This window comes from Vibrio sp. Isolate23 (assembly GCF_022398095.1).
Classification (GTDB): domain Bacteria; phylum Pseudomonadota; class Gammaproteobacteria; order Enterobacterales; family Vibrionaceae; genus Vibrio; species Vibrio coralliilyticus_A.
Genome location: NZ_JAKEUV010000002.1, coordinates 161118 through 180282 on the forward strand (window position 1 = coordinate 161118; position 19165 = coordinate 180282).

At 45.8% G+C, this 19165-nt stretch carries 17 protein-coding genes; 13 read left to right on the forward strand and 4 right to left on the reverse strand.

Features of this window, described 5'->3' with window-relative positions:
* Positions 1–176 precede the first annotated feature (176 nt).
* Positions 177–1352 (forward strand): formate-dependent phosphoribosylglycinamide formyltransferase, encoded by a 1176-nt coding sequence (gene purT, locus L1D31_RS07790; protein ID WP_239836526.1) that lies wholly within the window; start codon positions 177–179, stop codon positions 1350–1352.
* 38 nt (positions 1353–1390) lie between these two features.
* On the opposite strand, the gene L1D31_RS07795 is transcribed toward purT, so the two are convergent.
* Entirely contained in the window at positions 1391–2038 is a 648-nt protein-coding gene (locus tag L1D31_RS07795) for a thiopurine S-methyltransferase (protein ID WP_239836527.1), read from the reverse strand.
* Positions 2039–2354: 316 nt separating this feature from the next.
* On the opposite strand from L1D31_RS07795, the gene L1D31_RS07800 reads away from it, so the two are divergent.
* From L1D31_RS07800 to L1D31_RS07810, 3 genes are all read left to right on the forward strand, one after another.
* Complete coding sequence (locus L1D31_RS07800; RefSeq protein WP_239836528.1) at positions 2355–3128, forward strand: phosphoribosylglycinamide formyltransferase; 774 nt, start codon at positions 2355–2357, stop codon at positions 3126–3128.
* A 57-nt stretch (positions 3129–3185) separates the two neighbouring features.
* The gene (locus L1D31_RS07805) at positions 3186–3653 is read left to right on the forward strand and encodes an ASCH domain-containing protein (protein WP_239836898.1); all 468 of its coding nucleotides are present in this window, start codon (positions 3186–3188) and stop codon (positions 3651–3653) included.
* 127 nt (positions 3654–3780) lie between these two features.
* Positions 3781–4764: a DUF3187 family protein gene (locus tag L1D31_RS07810; protein ID WP_239836529.1), complete on the forward strand. Its 984-nt coding sequence runs from the start codon at positions 3781–3783 to the stop codon at positions 4762–4764.
* Here L1D31_RS07810 and L1D31_RS07815 read toward each other — a convergent pair.
* Positions 4761–5504, reverse strand: a complete 744-nt coding sequence (locus L1D31_RS07815; protein WP_239836530.1) for a sporulation protein — start codon at positions 5502–5504, stop codon at positions 4761–4763. The genes L1D31_RS07810 and L1D31_RS07815 overlap by 4 nt on opposite strands.
* A 185-nt stretch (positions 5505–5689) precedes the next feature.
* Between L1D31_RS07815 and hutC the strand changes: the two genes are divergently transcribed.
* From hutC to L1D31_RS07845, 6 genes are all read left to right on the forward strand, one after another.
* Positions 5690–6403 carry a histidine utilization repressor gene (gene hutC, locus L1D31_RS07820; RefSeq protein WP_239836531.1) on the forward strand — a complete coding sequence of 238 codons (714 nt, stop codon included), beginning with the start codon at positions 5690–5692 and terminating at the stop codon, positions 6401–6403.
* A gap of 107 nt (positions 6404–6510) precedes the next feature.
* Positions 6511–7749: an imidazolonepropionase gene (hutI, locus tag L1D31_RS07825; protein ID WP_239836532.1), complete on the forward strand. Its 1239-nt coding sequence runs from the start codon at positions 6511–6513 to the stop codon at positions 7747–7749.
* Positions 7742–8740, forward strand: coding sequence for a formimidoylglutamase (gene hutG / locus L1D31_RS07830; RefSeq protein ID WP_171353390.1), 999 nt, complete (start codon positions 7742–7744; stop codon positions 8738–8740). Before hutI ends, hutG begins: the two co-directional genes overlap by 8 nt.
* A 95-nt stretch (positions 8741–8835) precedes the next feature.
* Positions 8836–10533 (forward strand): urocanate hydratase, encoded by a 1698-nt coding sequence (hutU, locus tag L1D31_RS07835; protein WP_239836533.1) that lies wholly within the window; start codon positions 8836–8838, stop codon positions 10531–10533.
* Between the two features lie 27 nt (positions 10534–10560).
* Entirely contained in the window at positions 10561–12093 is a 1533-nt protein-coding gene (gene hutH / locus L1D31_RS07840; RefSeq protein ID WP_239836534.1) for a histidine ammonia-lyase, read from the forward strand.
* A gap of 137 nt (positions 12094–12230) precedes the next feature.
* Complete coding sequence (locus L1D31_RS07845; protein ID WP_239836535.1) at positions 12231–12956, forward strand: DUF3581 domain-containing protein; 726 nt, start codon at positions 12231–12233, stop codon at positions 12954–12956.
* Between the two features lie 45 nt (positions 12957–13001).
* Here the strand turns inward: L1D31_RS07845 and L1D31_RS07850 are convergent, their stop codons facing one another.
* Both L1D31_RS07850 and L1D31_RS07855 read right to left on the reverse strand, forming a co-directional pair.
* On the reverse strand, positions 13002–13463 hold the full coding sequence (locus L1D31_RS07850) for an isoprenylcysteine carboxylmethyltransferase family protein (protein ID WP_239836536.1): 462 nt from the start codon (positions 13461–13463) through the stop codon (positions 13002–13004).
* A gap of 66 nt (positions 13464–13529) precedes the next feature.
* Positions 13530–16562 carry an FAD-binding and (Fe-S)-binding domain-containing protein gene (locus L1D31_RS07855; RefSeq protein ID WP_239836537.1) on the reverse strand — a complete coding sequence of 1011 codons (3033 nt, stop codon included), beginning with the start codon at positions 16560–16562 and terminating at the stop codon, positions 13530–13532.
* 204 nt (positions 16563–16766) lie between these two features.
* Here L1D31_RS07855 and L1D31_RS07860 point away from each other — a divergent pair, with 204 nt between their 5' ends.
* From L1D31_RS07860 to L1D31_RS07870, 3 genes are all read left to right on the forward strand, one after another.
* Positions 16767–17447: a DUF3334 family protein gene (locus L1D31_RS07860; RefSeq protein ID WP_239836538.1), complete on the forward strand. Its 681-nt coding sequence runs from the start codon at positions 16767–16769 to the stop codon at positions 17445–17447.
* A gap of 170 nt (positions 17448–17617) precedes the next feature.
* Positions 17618–18301 carry a DUF2786 domain-containing protein gene (locus L1D31_RS07865; protein ID WP_239836539.1) on the forward strand — a complete coding sequence of 228 codons (684 nt, stop codon included), beginning with the start codon at positions 17618–17620 and terminating at the stop codon, positions 18299–18301.
* Positions 18302–18496: 195 nt separating this feature from the next.
* The gene (locus tag L1D31_RS07870; protein WP_239836540.1) at positions 18497–19165 is read left to right on the forward strand and encodes an OmpA family protein; all 669 of its coding nucleotides are present in this window, start codon (positions 18497–18499) and stop codon (positions 19163–19165) included.

Genomic DNA, 19165 nt, shown 5'->3' on the forward strand with positions numbered 1-19165 from the left:
ATACACAAGTCATAACAACCTCATTCGGCAGCATAGAGCGAGTAAATCATCCACTGAACGTAAGGCTCTGCAGTACCCAGCTGTAATTCTCACAGAAAAGCAAACGTTTGCCTTTTTTGTTTATATCAGTATGATTCGTATCATTTTCAATATCCATTAATTGTGAAAGGTTATTTATGTTTGGTACTGCTACCCGCAATAACGCGACACGTGTGTTGCTGCTAGGTTCCGGGGAACTTGGAAAAGAAGTTGCGATTGAATGTCAACGTTTAGGCTTAGAAGTCATTGCATGTGACCGATATGAAAATGCTCCCGCCATGCAGGTGGCGCACCGAAGCTACACGTTAGATATGCTTGATGGCGAAGCGTTAGAAAAAATTATCACCAAAGAACAACCGGATTACGTTGTACCTGAAATTGAAGCAATTGCCACAGAGAAACTCGTTGAGCTTGAAGCCAACGGATTAAATGTTGTGCCAACAGCAAATGCAACTCGTCTAACAATGAACCGAGAAGGAATACGCCGGCTGGCAGCAGAAGAGCTCAACCTCACCACTTCACCTTACCATTTTGCTAGTACCTATGAAGAATTCACCCAAGCCGTTGAGTCTGTTGGCATCCCATGCGTATGCAAACCAATTATGAGCTCTTCAGGCAAAGGTCAAAGTATTATTAAATCAGCAGCGGATGTAGAGGCCGCTTGGCAATATGCACAAGAAGGTGGCCGCACAGGTGCAGGACGCGTTATTGTCGAAGGCTTTATTGATTTTGATTATGAGATCACTCTATTAACAGTTAAAGCTATTGATGGTATCCACTTCTGCGCTCCGATTGGACACCGCCAAGAAGACGGTGACTATCGCGAGTCATGGCAACCTCAAGCGATGTCTGATGCTGCGCTATCTGCCGCTCAAGACGCCGCTAGCAAAGTTGTAAATGCGTTAGGAGGCCGAGGTATCTTCGGCGTAGAACTGTTCGTTAAAGGTGACACCGTCATTTTCAATGAGGTCTCCCCTCGCCCGCACGATACTGGCCTGGTCACTCTTATGTCTCAAGACAGTTCTGAATTCGCACTTCATGTCCGCGCATTCACTGGCCTACCTATTTCAGGTATCACCCAGTACGGGCCTACCGCATCAGCGGTAATTTTAGGACAAGGCCAATCCGATAACCTTCAGTTTAAAGGAATGGTAGACGCTCTAGCTGCCCCACAAACTCAACTTCGTTTATTTGGAAAACCTGATATCAATGGACGCAGGCGCTTAGGAGTGAGCATCGCTCGTAGAGAGACCATTGAGCAAGCGATTGCAAGCGCTGTTACCAGTGCAGATAAAGTAAAAGTCGTTTATTAAAAACACCAGCCCCTGAGTCTGTATAGGGGCTTTCATCATTAACTTTCAATCAAATACACTTCTTCGGCGAAGCTGGATAAACCTTTCTTCGCTATCTTAGGGTGATGTTCATCTGCGTCATCACGATACAGTTTAGTGATGCGGTATTCTGAGAATAAAGAGCGTACTTCTGTTTCGGTCACAGAGAATGGAGGACCCGCCATTTCAGCTTGCGGATAATCTAACGTAACTAACAGAATTCTTCCGCCCGGTTTCAGCAGAGATTTAATACGCTGGACGTAATCTGCACGCATTTCTTCTGGCAAAGCGACCAGAGCAGCTCGGTCATACACAATCTCAACTGGCTGAACGGGCGCGGTAAAGATGTCGCCAGTGTAAACAGACAGCTCATCAAACTGATACAATTCATGCTGACCATTTACAGGGATCACCGTAGGCGTATAAAAATGTTCAGCAAAAAATGAACGTACTGCAATTTTGCTTAGTTCCACTCCCTGAACATCATCATGCTTGGTCGCTAACCAGACTAGATCTTCCGTTTTACCACACAGAGGGACAAACACTTTATCTTCTCTGCTCGGTTTGGTTTCAGACCAATACTGAACCAGCAGTGAGTTTACATCTTCTACGTGAAAACCGATTTGGTTTGATGCCCATTTACTGTGCCAAAATTCTGGATCTTTCATTTTTATTCCCTACCTAACGTGACTGCCTCATAGCCTATACGAAAGCGTTTCTCAGTGGTATCCCTCAAGCTTTATAAACCGTTCAGATTGGGTTCAGATAAAGCGTTTATACTGATTTACACATTGAGAATGAACCATAAGGACATTGGACACTCAAATAAATTGGGAGTTAGCTCATACAATTACATCACAAGGAAATTCCTACATTGTAATTATCGGACTAGCCCTCATATATAAATTAGAGATTGGTATGCCTTGGTTGTTGAATCTTTTCTTACACCATTTACCCAAGACGCTACGAATCTAAGGAGAGTGAATGAGCCTATTTTTGCGCACCACAGCCCTGATGCTTTTAATGCTCAGCCGCGCGCCAGCTTTCGCCGCTATTCCAACAGCACCCGGTAGTGAGGAAAATCGTTCGACTAACCAGAACGAAGTCTGTTCCAAAGCATTCAAACACAACCTGAGTGGCCTGTATGGCATCCAATCCACACCAACAACTCCACTTCAACCCTACTCTGACTTCGACATTCTATACAGCAAAGCACACCAAGCTCAGGCTGAGTTAGAAATGATCTGTAAGAGCACTGCAATGCTAACTTCAACAAACGCCCACTTTGCAGGTGTGAAATCTGCAGAGCGAGCAAAGCAAAAGATCTCCTATGAACTTGATGGTGATGCTGAGCGTATTACTGACCTTGCCCGTGCGACGATTGTGGCCGATGACATCGAAGGCTTGATGTCAGCTTACGAAGCGTTGAATCGTGAAACCACTGTGGTAAAAGTAAAAAACCGCTTTAAGAAACCTGGGGCTTCAGGCTATCGTGACCTAAATCTATTGGTCCAGCTTCCAAAGACCAACTTGATTGCTGAAGTCCAGCTACACCTTAAAGCCATTGCTGATGTAAAAAGTGGTCCAGAGCATGACTTGTACGAACGTATTCAGAAAATTGAACGTCAAGCGGCTTCAGAAGGCCGCCACATCAGTGAGTTTGAATTCGCTCAGATTAAGTCAATGCGAGCTCAGTCGAAAGCGCTTTACCAAGAAGCATGGCAACCTTATATTACCACCCATCTAAGTGCTGCCTAGGCCTAACTAAATGCGACAGCCCCTTATTATTGAAGGGGCTTCTTTTCAAGGACGATGATGACCCCACAGCAACAAGCGTATCTAAACGAATACCTCACCACCCTCACGCTTAAACAGCGAGAAACGATACCAGACACCATCGCTGAATATTTTTGCGCTGACGAGTTTAATGCCAACCAATGCGCCAAATTGATTAGCGAAGGTACAAAGCGGGAGTCCTGTAGCTTGAAACAAGGCTACGATATTGAACAAGAACCTCTTCCTCAGGTAGGTCGTATTACAGTGGTGCTTAACTGGCAGCAAGAGCCGGTTTGTATCATTCGCCTAACAGAAGTTTCTATCTGCCCTTTCGATCAAGTAACTGAAGAGTTTGCCCGCTCAGAAGGAGAAGGTGACCTGAGCTATGAATGGTGGCGTGACGCGCACATTAAATTCTTTACTCAATACGCTGGTGAGATTGGCGCCAAATTCGATTTACAGTCCGACTTGGTACTAGAACGATTCGAAAAAGTGTATCCACTGTAAAGCTAACCCAGACCGACTGCTAAGGGTTAGCCAGACGTCCCTCAGCACATATCCGATCATAAATTCGGCACATGATAAATTCATAAACTATCCTTTTATCAGTGACATAAGAATAAGAAATGAATCTATGATCCTTTGCAGGCAGTTTTTCCTCTCTCTCATTCCTCTGGTATTAGTTAACGCCGCGTGGGCACAAATCGACTATGGACCTGTGCAAAGCTATACGCAGTCCCCTTTCCATACCAATAGTTTGTCACCTCAGCTTCGTTCTGGGTTTTCGATGGATAGGAATGAAGTGGAAGTTTATGGCACCGGCACTATTTCAAGTATCTGGGCTGTCACGTCAGATTACGAATTAGACTACTATCAGAATCAAATTGCCGTAGGTGGGAAATGGCAGTTCACTGCCGATTGGCAATGGGAACTGAGCTATCGCTGGAATTACGCTGGTAACAACCACCTTGATCGATTAACCATCGCTTTTCACGACTGGTTTGGTATTGACCAAAATGGCCGTGAGAATGTGGACAACGATCGCTTTGTAATTAATATGCCTGACTATGGCATAGAATTGGAAGACTTCCGTGGAGAAAGCCTAAGTCACGCAATCACCAGTTATATGCAATATCAATTTATCAATAAAGAACATTACGGGCTTTCAGTCGGTGCATCTCTTTACTATAACGACACTAAGCATGGCATTTTCAGTTCTTCAGAGTTCGAGCAAGGTATTCAACTAAACTACGGCTACCGCCGCGACAAACACTCCCTAGACACCCTACTTGCTATCACTTTTCGCAATACACCAACAGTATTCAAAGATATGCCCTATCGCTCTAGCACCTGGACGGTTGGAACGAGTTATCGCTACCAGCTATTGGAAAGGCACCATCTTATTGGACAAATCGCTTTTCATGAGGGTGTATCAGGTGGGGAGGATGAATTTTCCAAGCCATCGACCGAGTTCACCTTTGGCTATCGTTACCAGATGGAAAACTCAGCCATTGAATTGACTGCAGTGGAAAACATGTTTAACGCAGATAACAGCACCGATATCGCCTTTGGAATAGGATATCGGTACCGCTTTGGAGGTTCAGATAACCAAGCTTAAACTGAAAGCACTCGGCTAACCGCAGAGCTGATTTCAGCATCGCTGGCGTTAAGACTCAGAGAGAAAGAGACGTACTGGTCACCACGCATGCTAAGCGAACGGTCAACTTCCGCTAAACAATGCATAACACTGCCATCAAGGATGAATGACAACTCTATTTCTTTCTTGTTAATAAAGCCATTGTTGCGGAACTCTATCTCCTGATAGCAACCAGATTTAGATGAGAAGTTGCTGCCTCGCAAATACCCTTTTTCCACGTCGGCCTTGACCATTGCAAAGCCAGCCTGCTCTATCGCTGAAATTACTTTAGAAGTAACCGGTAATGCTTTCACTTCAACAAAGTCACGATCTTTAGGATCGATCGCGAAATCAATATCTAATGTTGTTTCTACCCAAACATGACACTGATTCTTCATTGCATTCAGCGCCGTAATCGGTGTTTCATCATCTAACTTAAATTCGAAAGGAACCTGTTTATTTTCCTGCGGCTGAATAGTGAAAGGTTGTACTGCCTGAAGGCTGCCAATGGTGAAACTCTGATAGCTAGCACCGTTATCACTCTCAACTTTGACCTCAGTACAGAGTTTAAGATTAATAGCGTCAATTTGCTGCTCAACATCGCCCCCTTGAATATGGACAACACCTTTCAGAGTTTCTCCCTGAAAAACAGACATGCTCTCAAGAATCGTATCTACTTTCGCAGATCCAATACCCAGTGACGCTTTTAACTTACCAAACATAAGGTTTCCTTTTACTTTCTATGTCGTTATTGTGTCTGATTAACATGCCGTGTTAATCAGCCGCAAGTCCTTTCTCTGAATAATGCGTCAACCATCATTTGAACGATTAATCCGTAACCAGAGTTGCAATTTAATGGCAAATGAACCACCATTTGTATAGTCAATTAGATAATTATTAAGTAATTATGAGCCAATCGCCATTATATCTTCAAATAAAACAATATATTACTGACAAAATCGATTCCGGATATTGGCCTGTGGGTCATCGTATATCGACTGAACTAGAGCTAACAGAACAGTTCGAAGTTAGCCGGATGACAGTCAATAAAGCAATTCGTGATCTAGTCGCTGAAGGTAAGCTTCAAAGGCGGCCTAGGCTTGGCACATTTGTTTGTGCACCAGATGATAAAGCAGAGTCTCCATTATTGGATATTCAAAATATTGCCGAAGAAGTGAAGCTACGAGGTAAAACCTACTCTAGTAAGGTAATCAAACAAGCCTCGATGCTCGCCGACGAAACTGTTGCAATAAAATTAGGAGTGATGTTGAACAGCCCGATTTTCTATAGTGAAATCATTCACTTTGAAGATAATTCTCCTATTCAATATGAACTTCGCTGGGTTAATAGCACTTATGCGCCTGATTATCTTGAACAAGACTTTACCCAAATCACCCCAAACCAGTACCTATCCGAAAATTGCCCACTAAGTGCTATCGAACATACCGTTGAAGCCATCGTTGCAGATGATGAGGTGCGTAATGCCTTGAGACTCGGGGCTAACGAACCTTGCCTGCTACTGAACAGAAGAACATGGAGCCAAGATAAGCTCGTGAGTTCTGCATTGCTTTACCACCCGGGCACTCGCTACAAATTAAGCTCCAAAATATTACTCGGTTAAAGCATTTCATACTTTTTACTGATCACATTTTTGCAACAAGCCACTTGATCAATTGTTATACCTGAACAATCATTTGTATATACATTTAAACTTATGGACTCAATTACATGCTTGGAAGCGCTTCTTCATCCTTAAAAACCGACAGCCAAGAATTGCTGCTAACCAATGCACGACTGGTCTCTATGGTCGCTGGATCGCAAGGGTATTCTGTTTCAGAACCAAGTAGCCTTCTTATTAAGAGTGGAAAAATCGCGCAAATCGGTGGCTCCGAGCTTTCTTGCACCAACTCTTATGATTGTAACAACCAGTTGGTCACACCTGGATTTGTTGATTGCCACACTCACCTAGTCTATGCAGGTAATCGCGCTAATGAGTTTGAAATGCGTCTTAATGGTGTCCCATACCCAGAGATTGCCAAGCAAGGTGGCGGTATTCTATCAACCGTTCGTGCAACGCGAGAAGCAAGTGAAGAAGCTTTAATTAACCTCGCACTGCCACGATTGGACGGTTTGATTCGAACTGGTGTCACATCGGTAGAAGTAAAGTCGGGTTACGGTCTGACTGTACAAGACGAGATCAAAATGCTACGTGCAGCAAAAGCACTAGAAGAGCACCGTAAGATTCGAATCACCACAACATTACTCGCAGCACATGCCCTTCCTACAGAATATGCCGGTAAAGCGGATGACTACATTAAATTGGTGTGCGACGAAATTATTCCTCTTGTCGCAGAAGAGAAACTAGCCACCAGCGTCGATGTATTCTGTGAATCGATTGGCTTCAACTTGGAACAAACCGAAAAAGTATTCGCTGCTGCCAAACAACATGGTCTGCATGTAAAAGGTCATACTGAGCAACTGTCTAACTTAGGTGGCACAGCCCTAACCGCTCGCTATCAAGGACTGTCAGCAGATCATATTGAATATCTAGATGAAGAAGGCGTAAAAGCACTCGCCCAATCTGGAATGGTTGCCACGCTGCTGCCTGGGGCGTTTTACTTCTTACGAGAAACCCAGTTACCGCCCATTGAGCTACTTCGTCAACACAATATTCCAATGGCAATAGCAACGGATCTTAACCCGGGCACCTCGCCTTTCTCAGATTTGACTATGATGATGAATATGGGCTGTACACTTTTCGGCCTAACGCCTGAAGAAACATTGCGTGGTGTGACTTGCAATGCAGCTCAAGCGCTAGGCTTCGGTAACAGCCGAGGGCAAATTCAGCCAGGCTATGATGCTGATCTTGCTATTTGGGATGTGAGCCACCCTGCCGACTTCAGTTATCAGCAGGGTTTGTCACGCTTGTCTGCTCGCGTGGTAAACGGAGAACTGGAATATGTCTAATCTACCAACGACTAACCAGGATTTTCACTGGCAAGGGCGCCATGACGCTGAAGATGGTGCGATGGGAAAACGCGTCCATCACGTTATCAAACAGCTGCAAGTACAGGATCTTGAACCTTATCGAAACGCTGTGAGCGTCTTGGGTTTTGCCTGCGATGCTGGTGTTGCAAGAAACAAAGGTCGCGTTGGCGCCAAAAAAGCGCCTGATTTGATTAGACGCGCACTTGCCAACATGGCTTGGCACAAAGAAAGCGCGCTTATCGATTTGGGTAATGTCGTCTGTGAAGATGACTTGCTGGAACAGTACCAATCAGAATGTGCTGATGTCATCGCTGCAGCGCTTCGCTCTACTCCGGTTATCACACTCGGCGGCGGTCATGAAGTGGCGTGGGCTTCCTTTCAAGGACTTGCACGCTACTTCGAGTACTTAAACCCAGTAACGCCTCCTAAGATTGGTATCATCAATTTTGATGCTCACTTTGATTTACGTGCGTTTGAAAGCAATAACGCCGACGTAAAGCCCAGCTCTGGCACACCATTTAATCAAATTTATGATTACTGCCAAAAACATGACTGGCCGTTCCATTACGCCTGCCTAGGTGTCAGCAGAGCCAGTAACACGCAAGCCTTGTTTGAGCGAGCGAAGGAGCTCAACGTGTGGTTCGTCGAGGACAAAGATCTCGCGCATTTAAACCACATCTATCATCTGACCCAGTTGCAGCATTTCATCGATAATTGCGATTATATCTACCTCACCATCGATCTTGATGTCTTCCCTGCTGCGACAGCTCCGGGCGTCAGTGCCCCTGCCGCCAGAGGTGTCAGTATGGATACGTTGGCACTCTTTTTAGACCGAATTTTACACTACAAACAGAAGTTGGTTATTGCCGACATCGCTGAGTACAACCCTACTTATGACGTTGACAGTCAGACGGCGCGGTTAGCTGCAAGGCTTTGTTGGGATATCGCTAACGCCTTTTCCGAAAAATAGAAAAACCAGAAAGGAAAGCGACTAGATTGCGTGAGAGCTTTGCTCTTGCGCCACCCGCTTTCAACCTGAAAACGTGAAATACAAGGAGTCTTACCATGACGGAACGCCAAGTAGAAGATATGCGTCTCGATACTACCCGCACCATTCGTGCCCCACATGGCACGGATCTGAGAGCAAAATCTTGGCTGACTGAAGCCCCGCTTCGCATGTTAATGAACAATCTGGATCCTGACGTCGCTGAGCATCCTCATTCACTGGTTGTGTACGGTGGTATTGGCCGTGCAGCGCGCAACTGGGAATGTTTTGACAAGATTGTTGAAGTTTTAGAACGTCTTGAAGACGACCAAACCTTGCTGGTTCAGTCTGGTAAACCTGTCGGTGTATTCCCAACACACAAAAATGCGCCACGTGTTCTTATTGCAAACTCTAACCTAGTACCGCATTGGGCGAACTGGGAACACTTTAATGAGTTGGATAAAGAAGGGCTGATGATGTACGGTCAGATGACCGCCGGCAGCTGGATCTACATCGGTTCACAGGGCATTGTTCAAGGCACTTATGAAACGTTTGTTTCTGTTGCGAAGAAGCACTTTGATGGTAAAGCAAACGGACGTTGGATTCTAACCGGAGGCCTTGGCGGCATGGGCGGCGCTCAGCCTCTGGCTGGCACCATGGCGGGCTTCTCTATGATCGCGGTCGAGTGTGACGAATCTCGTATCGATTATCGTCTACGTACAGGCTACGTTGACAAAAAGGCCACCAGCTTAGATGAAGCACTGGCAATCATTTATGAATCTGAAGAGCCTGTTTCTGTCGGCCTACTAGCAAACGCGGCAGATGTATTCCCTGAGCTGGTTGAGCGCAACATCACGCCAGATGTAGTGACAGACCAAACGTCAGCGCACGATCCACTCAACGGTTACCTTCCAATCGGTTGGTCGATGGAACACGCAGCCGATATGCGTAAGCAAGATGAAGCCGTTGTTGTCAAAGCAGCCAAAGAATCGATGGCGATTCAAGTTAAAGCGATGCTTGAGCTTCAAAAACGCGGTGCTGCGACTCTAGATTATGGTAATAACATCCGTCAAATGGCCCTAGAAGAAGGCGTAGAGAACGCGTTTGACTTCCCGGGTTTCGTTCCAGCTTATATTCGCCCACTCTTCTGTGAAGGTATTGGTCCATTCCGCTGGGCAGCACTATCCGGTGACCCAGAAGATATCTACAAAACCGATCAGAAAGTCAAAGAGTTAATCCCAGACAACCCACACTTGCACAACTGGCTAGACATGGCTCGCGAGCGTATTCAGTTCCAAGGCCTACCTGCTCGTATTTGTTGGGTTGGATTGAAAGATCGTGAGCGTCTAGGCCAAGCATTCAATGAAATGGTCAAAAATGGCGAACTTAAGGCGCCCGTTGTTATTGGCCGTGACCACCTAGATTCAGGTTCAGTCGCTAGCCCTAACCGTGAAACAGAAGGCATGATGGACGGTTCTGATGCCGTGTCAGATTGGCCTCTGCTGAATGCTCTGCTAAATACAGCAGGCGGTGCTACTTGGGTTTCACTCCACCACGGTGGCGGTGTAGGAATGGGCTTCTCTCAGCACTCTGGTATGGTTATTTGTTGTGATGGCAGCGATGATGCGTCTGAACGAATTGCTCGCGTTCTTCACAATGACCCAGGCACAGGCGTGATGCGTCATGCAGATGCTGGCTATGACATCGCCAAGCAATGCGCAGCAGACCAAGGGCTCGACCTACCTATGCTCAATGAAGAGCTGAAGAAGCTTAAGTAAGCAAACCTGAAGAAAGGAAAGACAAAGATGTTAAATTTAACGCTAAAGCCGGGAAATATTAGCTTAAAAGAACTCCGTCAGGTGAGCCGCTCTCCTGCAAGATTGACTCTGGATCCAGAAGCCATTCCTGCTATCGATGAAAGCACTAAAGTGGTTGAACAAGTGATTGCCGAAGACCGCACTGTCTACGGCATCAACACCGGCTTTGGTCTACTTGCTAACACTCGTATTGCACCAGAAGATCTCGAGACGCTGCAAAAGAGTATCGTGTTGTCGCACGCGGCCGGCATCGGCAAGTTCATGTCAGATGAAACGGTTCGCCTGATGATGGTACTTAAGATCAACAGCCTTGCTCGTGGATTCTCAGGTATTCGCCTTAAAGTCATACAGGCGCTGATTGACCTAGTGAACTCTCAGGTATATCCATGTGTGCCACAAAAAGGCTCTGTGGGTGCTTCTGGTGACCTCGCGCCACTGGCGCACATGAGTACCGTATTACTTGGTGAAGGTCAGGCACGCCACAACGGTAAGATCATCTCAGGTCTGGAAGCGATGAAAATCGCTGGGCTTGAACCAATCACACTTGCGCCTAAAGAAGGCCTTGCGCTGCTTAACGGCACTCAGGCATCAACTGCCTTCGCACTTGAAGGCTTATTTGCGGCTGAAGATCTGTTTGCTTCTGCGACCACCTGTGGCGCAATGTCTGTAGAAGCGGCACTGGGAAGCCGTCGTCCATTCGACCCTCGTATTCACCGCGTGCGTGGTCATCGAGGCCAGATGGACGCAGCACTAGCGTATCGCCACGTTTTGGATGCCAATAGTGAAATCGGTGACTCACACACAGGTTGTGAGAAAGTTCAGGATCCATATTCTCTGCGTTGTCAGCCTCAAGTTATGGGGGCATGTTTACAACAAATCCGTAACGCTGCTGACACTCTAGAAGTGGAAGCCAACTCTGTCTCTGACAACCCACTGGTTTTTGCCGAAGACGGTGACATCATCTCTGGTGGTAACTTCCATGCTGAGCCTGTCGCCATGGCAGCGGATAACCTAGCTTTGGCCATTGCTGAGATTGGTAGCCTCTCTGAGCGTCGTATGGCACTTTTGATCGACAGCGCGCTGAGTAAGCTACCGCCTTTCCTTGTCGACAACGGCGGTGTTAACTCTGGCTTTATGATTGCTCAGGTCACTTCCGCTGCATTAGCAAGTGAAAACAAAACGCTGGCTCACCCTGCGTCTGTTGATAGCTTGCCAACATCGGCAAACCAAGAAGATCATGTATCTATGGCAACCTTTGCTGGGCGCCGTCTGCGTGAGATGGCAGAGAATACTCGCGGCATTTTAGCGGTTGAGTATCTTGCGGCCGCTCAGGGGATAGACTTCCGTGCTCCAAACAAGTCGTCTGCGAAAGTCGAAGAAGCAAAACAGATCTTGCGTGAGAAAGTACCGTTCTACGATAAAGACCGCTACTTTGCGCCGGACATTGAGCAAGCAAACAGTTTACTCAAGCTTGCCGTGCACAATCATCTGATGCCAGATTCGATTTTACCTAGTCTCTGATCACTGTTTGTAGGGCTCCAATTCGGAGCCCTTTCTTGAATTTATCGTCATAATTCAGTAATAACTCCACTGGATGGACCATTCAAAAAGAATCGTCATATATAATCCATCTCAGTTTTGGCTATTTACCGTAAATTATGTTTTTAAAACCATATTTTTCTAACAACGACAAGCAGTTTCAGTTCACTCGTCAGCAAGCAAGCCATTTTGCAAAGATGGTTGCGGGCGACTTCAACCCAATTCACGATGAAGACAACAAGCGCTTCTGCGTTCCGGGCGACCTGCTTTTCGCGGTATTGCTACAGAAAGAAGGCGTTAGCCAGAAAATGCGTTTTGATTTCTCAGGTATGGTCAGTGACGGTGTTGCTCTGCACATTGAAAACAAGTGTGACAAAGAAGCCGCCGTTGTTGACGAAAGCGGTAAAGAATACCTACACATGAACCGCGAAGGCGAAGTGAATCGTGATACCGCATTTATTGAGCATGTCGTAACAAATTACGTTCAGTTCTCAGGCATGAACTTTCCACACATCATGGTTCCATTAATGGAAGAACAGCAGATGATGATCAACTGCCAGCGCCCATTAGTCATTTACGAGAGTATGGAAGTGGAATTCGCTCGTTTAAGTCTCTCACATCCAGAAGTCGAGTTTGCAGGCGCAACGTTTGATGTTGAAGGCAAACGTGGTGTCGTCACATTGAATTTCGACTTTAAAGAAGGCGACGAGGTTGTCGGTAAAGGTGTTAAGCGCATGGTTGCGAGTGGTTTGAAGCCATACAACCAAGAAGACATCGACGGCTTAGTGGCTCGCTTTAACGAGCGCAAAGAGGCATTCTTAGCGCAGTTCAACAAAGCTGCATAACCTTAGATTTCTAAAAAGAACCCCGCACATATGAGCGGGGTTCTTTTATATCCAGCGTCTGACACGTTGCTTGTAGTCTAAATAAGCGGCCCCAAAAAGCTCTTCAAGGGCGCGCTCTTCAGGACGAATTTGAAATCGATTCATATATAGAACAAATCCGAAAGCAAACACAATACACAACAAGTTTTGTTGCCAGTAAGCGAAACCAAACAGCAACAAAAATAGCCCCAAATACATTGGGTTTCTTGAGTAAGCAAAGACACCACTATCCACGATCTTTGAAGCTTCTTTGACGTTAACTGGATTGACGGTAGTGTTCGCTTTGCGAAACTCATAGACGCCAGATAGCCCAACAAACGCTGAAATAACGAAACACACTAATAAGACTATCCAAGGTAACGGCAGGCCAATCGAAAAAGAGTGGAACTCATGGCCAATATGATTCATCAACACTCCAATAAGGATAAACAGCGCGACAGGTGGGATTTTTCTTTCTAACTTTTCCATAATCTTCAAGAGCTTTGCAGGTGTTCATAAAAAATAGCCCAGCTTTCAACGCTGGGCTAGGTCTAATCACACAATTTGCAGTAGTGCCTGTAAAGGATGCTTCACTTTGACATCCTCAAAGCGCTTCACCTGACTTCGACAGGAATAGCCAGTGATCAAGCATCGCTCCTTCGGCAACTGCTCTAATTGAGGTTTCCAACTCAGCCCGTAAATGTCTCTCGACATCTGCAACTTATCGACTTCGTGGCCAAACGTTCCAGCCATACCACAACAGCCCACAGGAACCGTATTCAGGCGAGAGCCAAAGTGTGAGAATATTGCTCCCCACTCTTTCTCTGCGTTAGGCATTTTGGTTTTTTCTGTACAGTGAGCCAGAAGATACCAAGGTTCCTCTGCACTCGTACCAGAGGCCTCGAACTCACAGAGCCTAGATTGCAGCCATTCATGAACCGTCAGCACTTCGAAATCACCACGCTTATCGCCGAGCACTTCGTTGTACTCATCGCGATAACAAAGCACCAACGCCGGATCGACGCCAACCATAGACACTTCTAGATCGGCCACTTGTTGTAAGAACATCGCTGTGCTCTTAGCACTTTTGGCAAAACGCTGTAAGAAACCTTTCACGTGCTGAGCCTTACCATTAGGTTTGAAAGGCAGCAAAACAGGCGTTTTACCAAGTTTAGTCAACAACTTAGCAAAGTCTTCCACCACTTCAGCATCGTAGTAGCTGGTAAATGGGTCCTGTACGATCACCACATGGTTCGCTTTATCTTCTTTTGACAAAGCCGCCAGATATTGCAGATCAAAAGGTTGAAGGTGCTGCAATCGTGACGTTAGCGTCGGCACTGACATGAATGGCGCATCAGTATAACCCACCGTAGAAGCCGTGAAGCTTTGGACCCATTTTTGGTTTAGAACACCATTTACTAACTTTGGTGCTTTCGCCATGACAGGTAAAACTGATTCTATATTCGCAACCAAATAGTCCTTTGCAGGACGCTGATAGCGCGAGTAATAAATATTGAGGAACCTTGAACGGAAGCTTGGTACGTCTACCTTAATCGGGCATTGGCTAGCACAAGCTTTACAGGCTAGACAGCCATTCATCGCTTCGTAGACTTCATGGGAAAAGTCATACTCATGACGCTTGTTTAACGAATTACGCACTCTGTCCAACATCGATTTGATGGATGACGTTTCTTCTAAAGCCTGCTTCTCCAAATCGAGAATATCCACACCCTGCTCTGTAAGCTGACGCAGCCACTCACGAACCAAGCCAGCACGACCTTTAGGAGAGTGGCGACGATCTGCCGTCACTTTCATCGAAGGACACATTGGCGAAGATGTATCGTAGTTAAAACAAAGACCGTTACCGTTACATTCCATCGCCTGCTTAAAGCTGTCTCGCACTTCAACATCGATCTGGCGATCAAAGTAGCCGCGCTTTGTATCTGTGACTTTGACTAGCTCTTCTTGGCTCTCTAGTGGTGTGCAGATCTTACCTGGGTTCATCTTGTTGTGAGGATCAAACGCCGCTTTAACTCTTCTCAACTCAGTAAACAGCTCGTCACCAAAGAACTCAGGACCATATTCTGAGCGGTAGCCTTTGCCGTGTTCTCCCCACATCAAACCACCATATTTGGCGACGAGCTTAACGACTTCGTCAGACACTTCATGCATCAAGGCTTCTTGCTTAGGATCGCACAAATTTAACGCAGGTCGAACATGAAGAACGCCTGCATCAACGTGACCAAACATACCGTAGCTGAGAGATTTGGAATCCAGTAGCTCTCGGAACTCAACAATAAAGTCAGCAAGGTTTTCAGGCGGGACACAAGTGTCTTCTGCAAATGCGACAGGCTTAGCTCTTCCTTTCGCTGCACCAAGCAAACCAACCGCTTTTTTACGCATGTTGTAGATACGACCAATACTGGCTACATCACTGCACACCTGATAACCGATAATGCCCGCTTGCTCGGCTTCCATCATTTGATCCAAACGTTTGGTCAGCGCATCGACCTGCTGCTCGACTTCCTCAACATCTTGGCCTGCATACTCCACCATGTTGATGCCTTGCATATCTTTGCCGGGAACATCAGTCAGCAAATCACTGACGGTATGCCAGACAATGTCTTGCTTAGCTAAATTGAGTACTTTTGAGTCGATGGTTTCTACTGAAAGCGCGTTAGCTTCAACCATAAATGGGGCGTTACGCAGTGCGGAATCAAAGCTGTTGTATTTCACGTTCACTAACGTGCGAGCGTTAGGGATTGGAGTGAGGTTAAGCTTAGCCTCTGTAATAAATGCCAAAGAGCCTTCCGCGCCACATAATACTCGAGTTAAATCGAAGCTCTGTGTCTCTTCATCCAATGCATTCTTTAAGTCATAACCCGTTAGAAAGCGATTGAGAGGGGGAAATTTCGCATTGATTTGCTCACGCTTGCTACGACACACTTGCTCTGTAACCTGCAATGCTTGGTATGCGTGCTCTCCCTCCTGAGGGCGACCTTGTGACATATCCGACTCAAGCACTGATCCATCAGCAAAGACCGCTTGTAAAGACAATACGTGATCAGACGTTTTTCCGTATTTCAGGGAACCTTGTCCGGAAGCATCAGTATTGATCATACCGCCTAGAGTCGCACGGTTACTAGTCGAAAGATCAGGCGAGAAGAAATAGCCATAAGGCCTGATAGCATCGTTTAACTGATCCTTAACCACACCAGTCTGAACGCGTACCCAACCTTCCTTCTCATTGATTTCCAGCACCTTGTTCATATGGCGTGATAAATCCACCACGATACCCTTGGTCAGCGACTGACCATTGGTGCCAGTGCCTCCACCACGTGGTGAAAACGTAATACGCTCATATTGAGATTGGGTACTGAGTCTGCCAATGAGGACAACATCTTGAGTAGACTTAGGGTGAACGACTGATTGGGGGAGTTGTTGGTAAACACTATTGTCCGTCGCGACAGCCAAGCGGCTAGAATATTGGCTTTCGATGTCTCCGGTAAAACCCGATTGTCTGAGATCTTCTAAAAAACTGAGTACGACGGGATCCACATCAGATTGAGAGTGTAATCTTGGTAACATTTGCTTCCTGCCCCTACTACGCTGATCCTATCAGCATTGGGTTCAATATAATGAGTAATATTTTTTTGATTTTCGTCACTTTACAACATTTGAAAGGGTGAATAAAACAGAAATGCAATGTCAGAATGGCACTAATTGCAATTCTTATCCACACTTAGTAATTATACCTAAAATTAGTAAGTGTCTTTCATGAGTGAATCATCAATGAAAAAAAATAAAGTCATTACCACAGAAGATATCCTTTTAAAGCTTTGCCAGTCCGTATCGAGTGTGCTGACTTCTGCAACCAGTTCTGATATCAGCTATTCCGCTATGGTACAAAAAATCACCAAAACGAGTCTCAAACCTGACTTCGGTTGTTTTGTACTGTTTGATGGTGGTTTCTCTGGGCTGGTTGTTATCAACTTTACTTCAAAAGCTGCTTTGGAGATTTATACCAATTACATGCGCAACATGGGTATGCCTGAGGAAGAATTAGCCGTCCTACATACTTCAGATGAGGTAGGTGATGTGCTTGGAGAGCTGATGAACCAGTTGGTCGGTGACTTCACCAACCAAGTAAGAAAAGCGCTGCAAACACATATTACGCAGAACCAACCTAAGATGCTGACGCTGAATAAGCAAGTCATCCTTTCCGTTGACACGAACTTAGACCGCCCTCAGGCTCGCCGTGTGACCTTCTCAACCGAAAACGGCAACATTTTCTACCTTGAGCTTGCTATGGACAAAACGGAGTTCATTCAACTAGAAGAATTTGAAACTCACGAAGATGAAACACCAGATTCGATTCTTGAACAAGCACAACAAAAGCTGAAATCTAAGAAAGAATCGCCAAAAGAACAGGCCGATAACGGCAACGATTTGTTAGATGAGCTAGGTATCTAATCTTTCTCAACTAAACCTGACTAAGCCGCTGTAATTTCAGCGGCTTTTTTATTTTTGAATATATGGTTTCAAAACAAAACTTATCCTCTGGCAAGCCAAGAGTTTCGTTTTGATGTCAGAAGCGTTAAAATGGTCGACTTTGTAAAAATCAGTGAGATTTTCTGTTGTCGATGGATAAACAAAAAGCCCTCAAAAAAATTGCTAAGTGTTTAGAACTTGGTAACTCAGCCAATGTTAATGAAGCGGCGAACGCGATAAAAATGGCGCATCGCCTCATGCTCAAATATGGCTTAGATAAAGATGACATTGAATTCATCAAAATGGGCAAAACTAAATCGACAAACTTACTGCCTTCTAACATTAGCTCTACCCTACTCCGTATTATTCGCGGGATTAATACCAAATTTGGTGTAGAAGCCGTCTTAACCAACCACAAAGGCCTCAAGCGTGCTGAATTCATTGGTGAGGCTGATCGCGCCATCTTTGCAGCTTTTGCATTCGATATCATCTATCGTGAGATGAATGAGCAAACAGGTAAGTTTCGCAACAGCTTTGCGGGTACAGGCACGTCTACTGGTGAGGTATCTCGTCGGGTCAATTCCTTCGTTTCGGGTTGGGTTGAAGGGGCGCTTGAGAAACTGCCACTCATCAGCCCTGATGATGACTCCAATAAAAAAATCGACGACTATATCGATAAAGAATTCAAAAACATTGATCGCGAAACGTTCAAAAAGCAACTTCGCGAAGCAATGAAAAACCTCACAGAAGACTATGAAGTCGGCCTAAAGAAAGGTCGTTCAGTCTCAGTCAGTCGTCCAATTGATGGGGCCCAAGCCCCTAAAATGCTACGATAAACTCTCCCCTCTCTTAAATTAGCTTGGCTGAATTCTCACCACTTACGTTCAGCCAACGTTAACATTCAGTCAATTGATATATAATTAATTGACATAACAAACACTAGAGGGTTAATTCTACTCCCCGTATAAGCCCACAGGTCAGTTTTGACTTATGCTGACAATGAAAGTGAAAGAATACATGGAGATGTTTTCGTGAAAAAAATGACTTTAGCACTTGCGGTAGCGATCGCACTCACTGGCTGCCAAGCAACACAGCGCCAGAATGCGACCACCGGTGAATCCGAAACAAATTCAGCTACCAAAGGGGCACTGCTCGGCGCTTTGACAGGCGCTGCAGTCGGGTTAGCGACAGGTGATGATGCAACAGAGCGCCGACAACATGCGCTAATAGGTGCAGCCGGAGGAGCCGCCGTCGGCGGTGGTGTAGGTTACTATTTTGATCAACAAGAAGCGGCTCTTAGAAAAGAGTTGCTCAATTCAGGTGTTCAGGTTGAGCGTGTTGGTGAAAATCAGTTATTGCTTCGTATGGAAAATGGTATCGGATTCCAAACCAACTCGTACAACCTAGACCCTAGCATCCACAATACCCTACGCGGCGTGGCTAAGATTCTGGTTGAGTATCCAGATACCAGCTTAGTCATTGAAGGACATACCGACAGCACAGGTAGCGATACGACTAACCAGGTATTATCTGAACGCAGAGCTGAGTCTGTTCGCTCTTATCTATTATCACAAGGTGTTGCGGCTGGTCGCGCGATTGCACGAGGCAACGGCGAACGCTTCCCGCTATGCTCGAACAGCACTTCAGACGGTCGAGCTTGCAATCGAAGAGTAGAAATTAAGATTCTACCTCTTAAATAA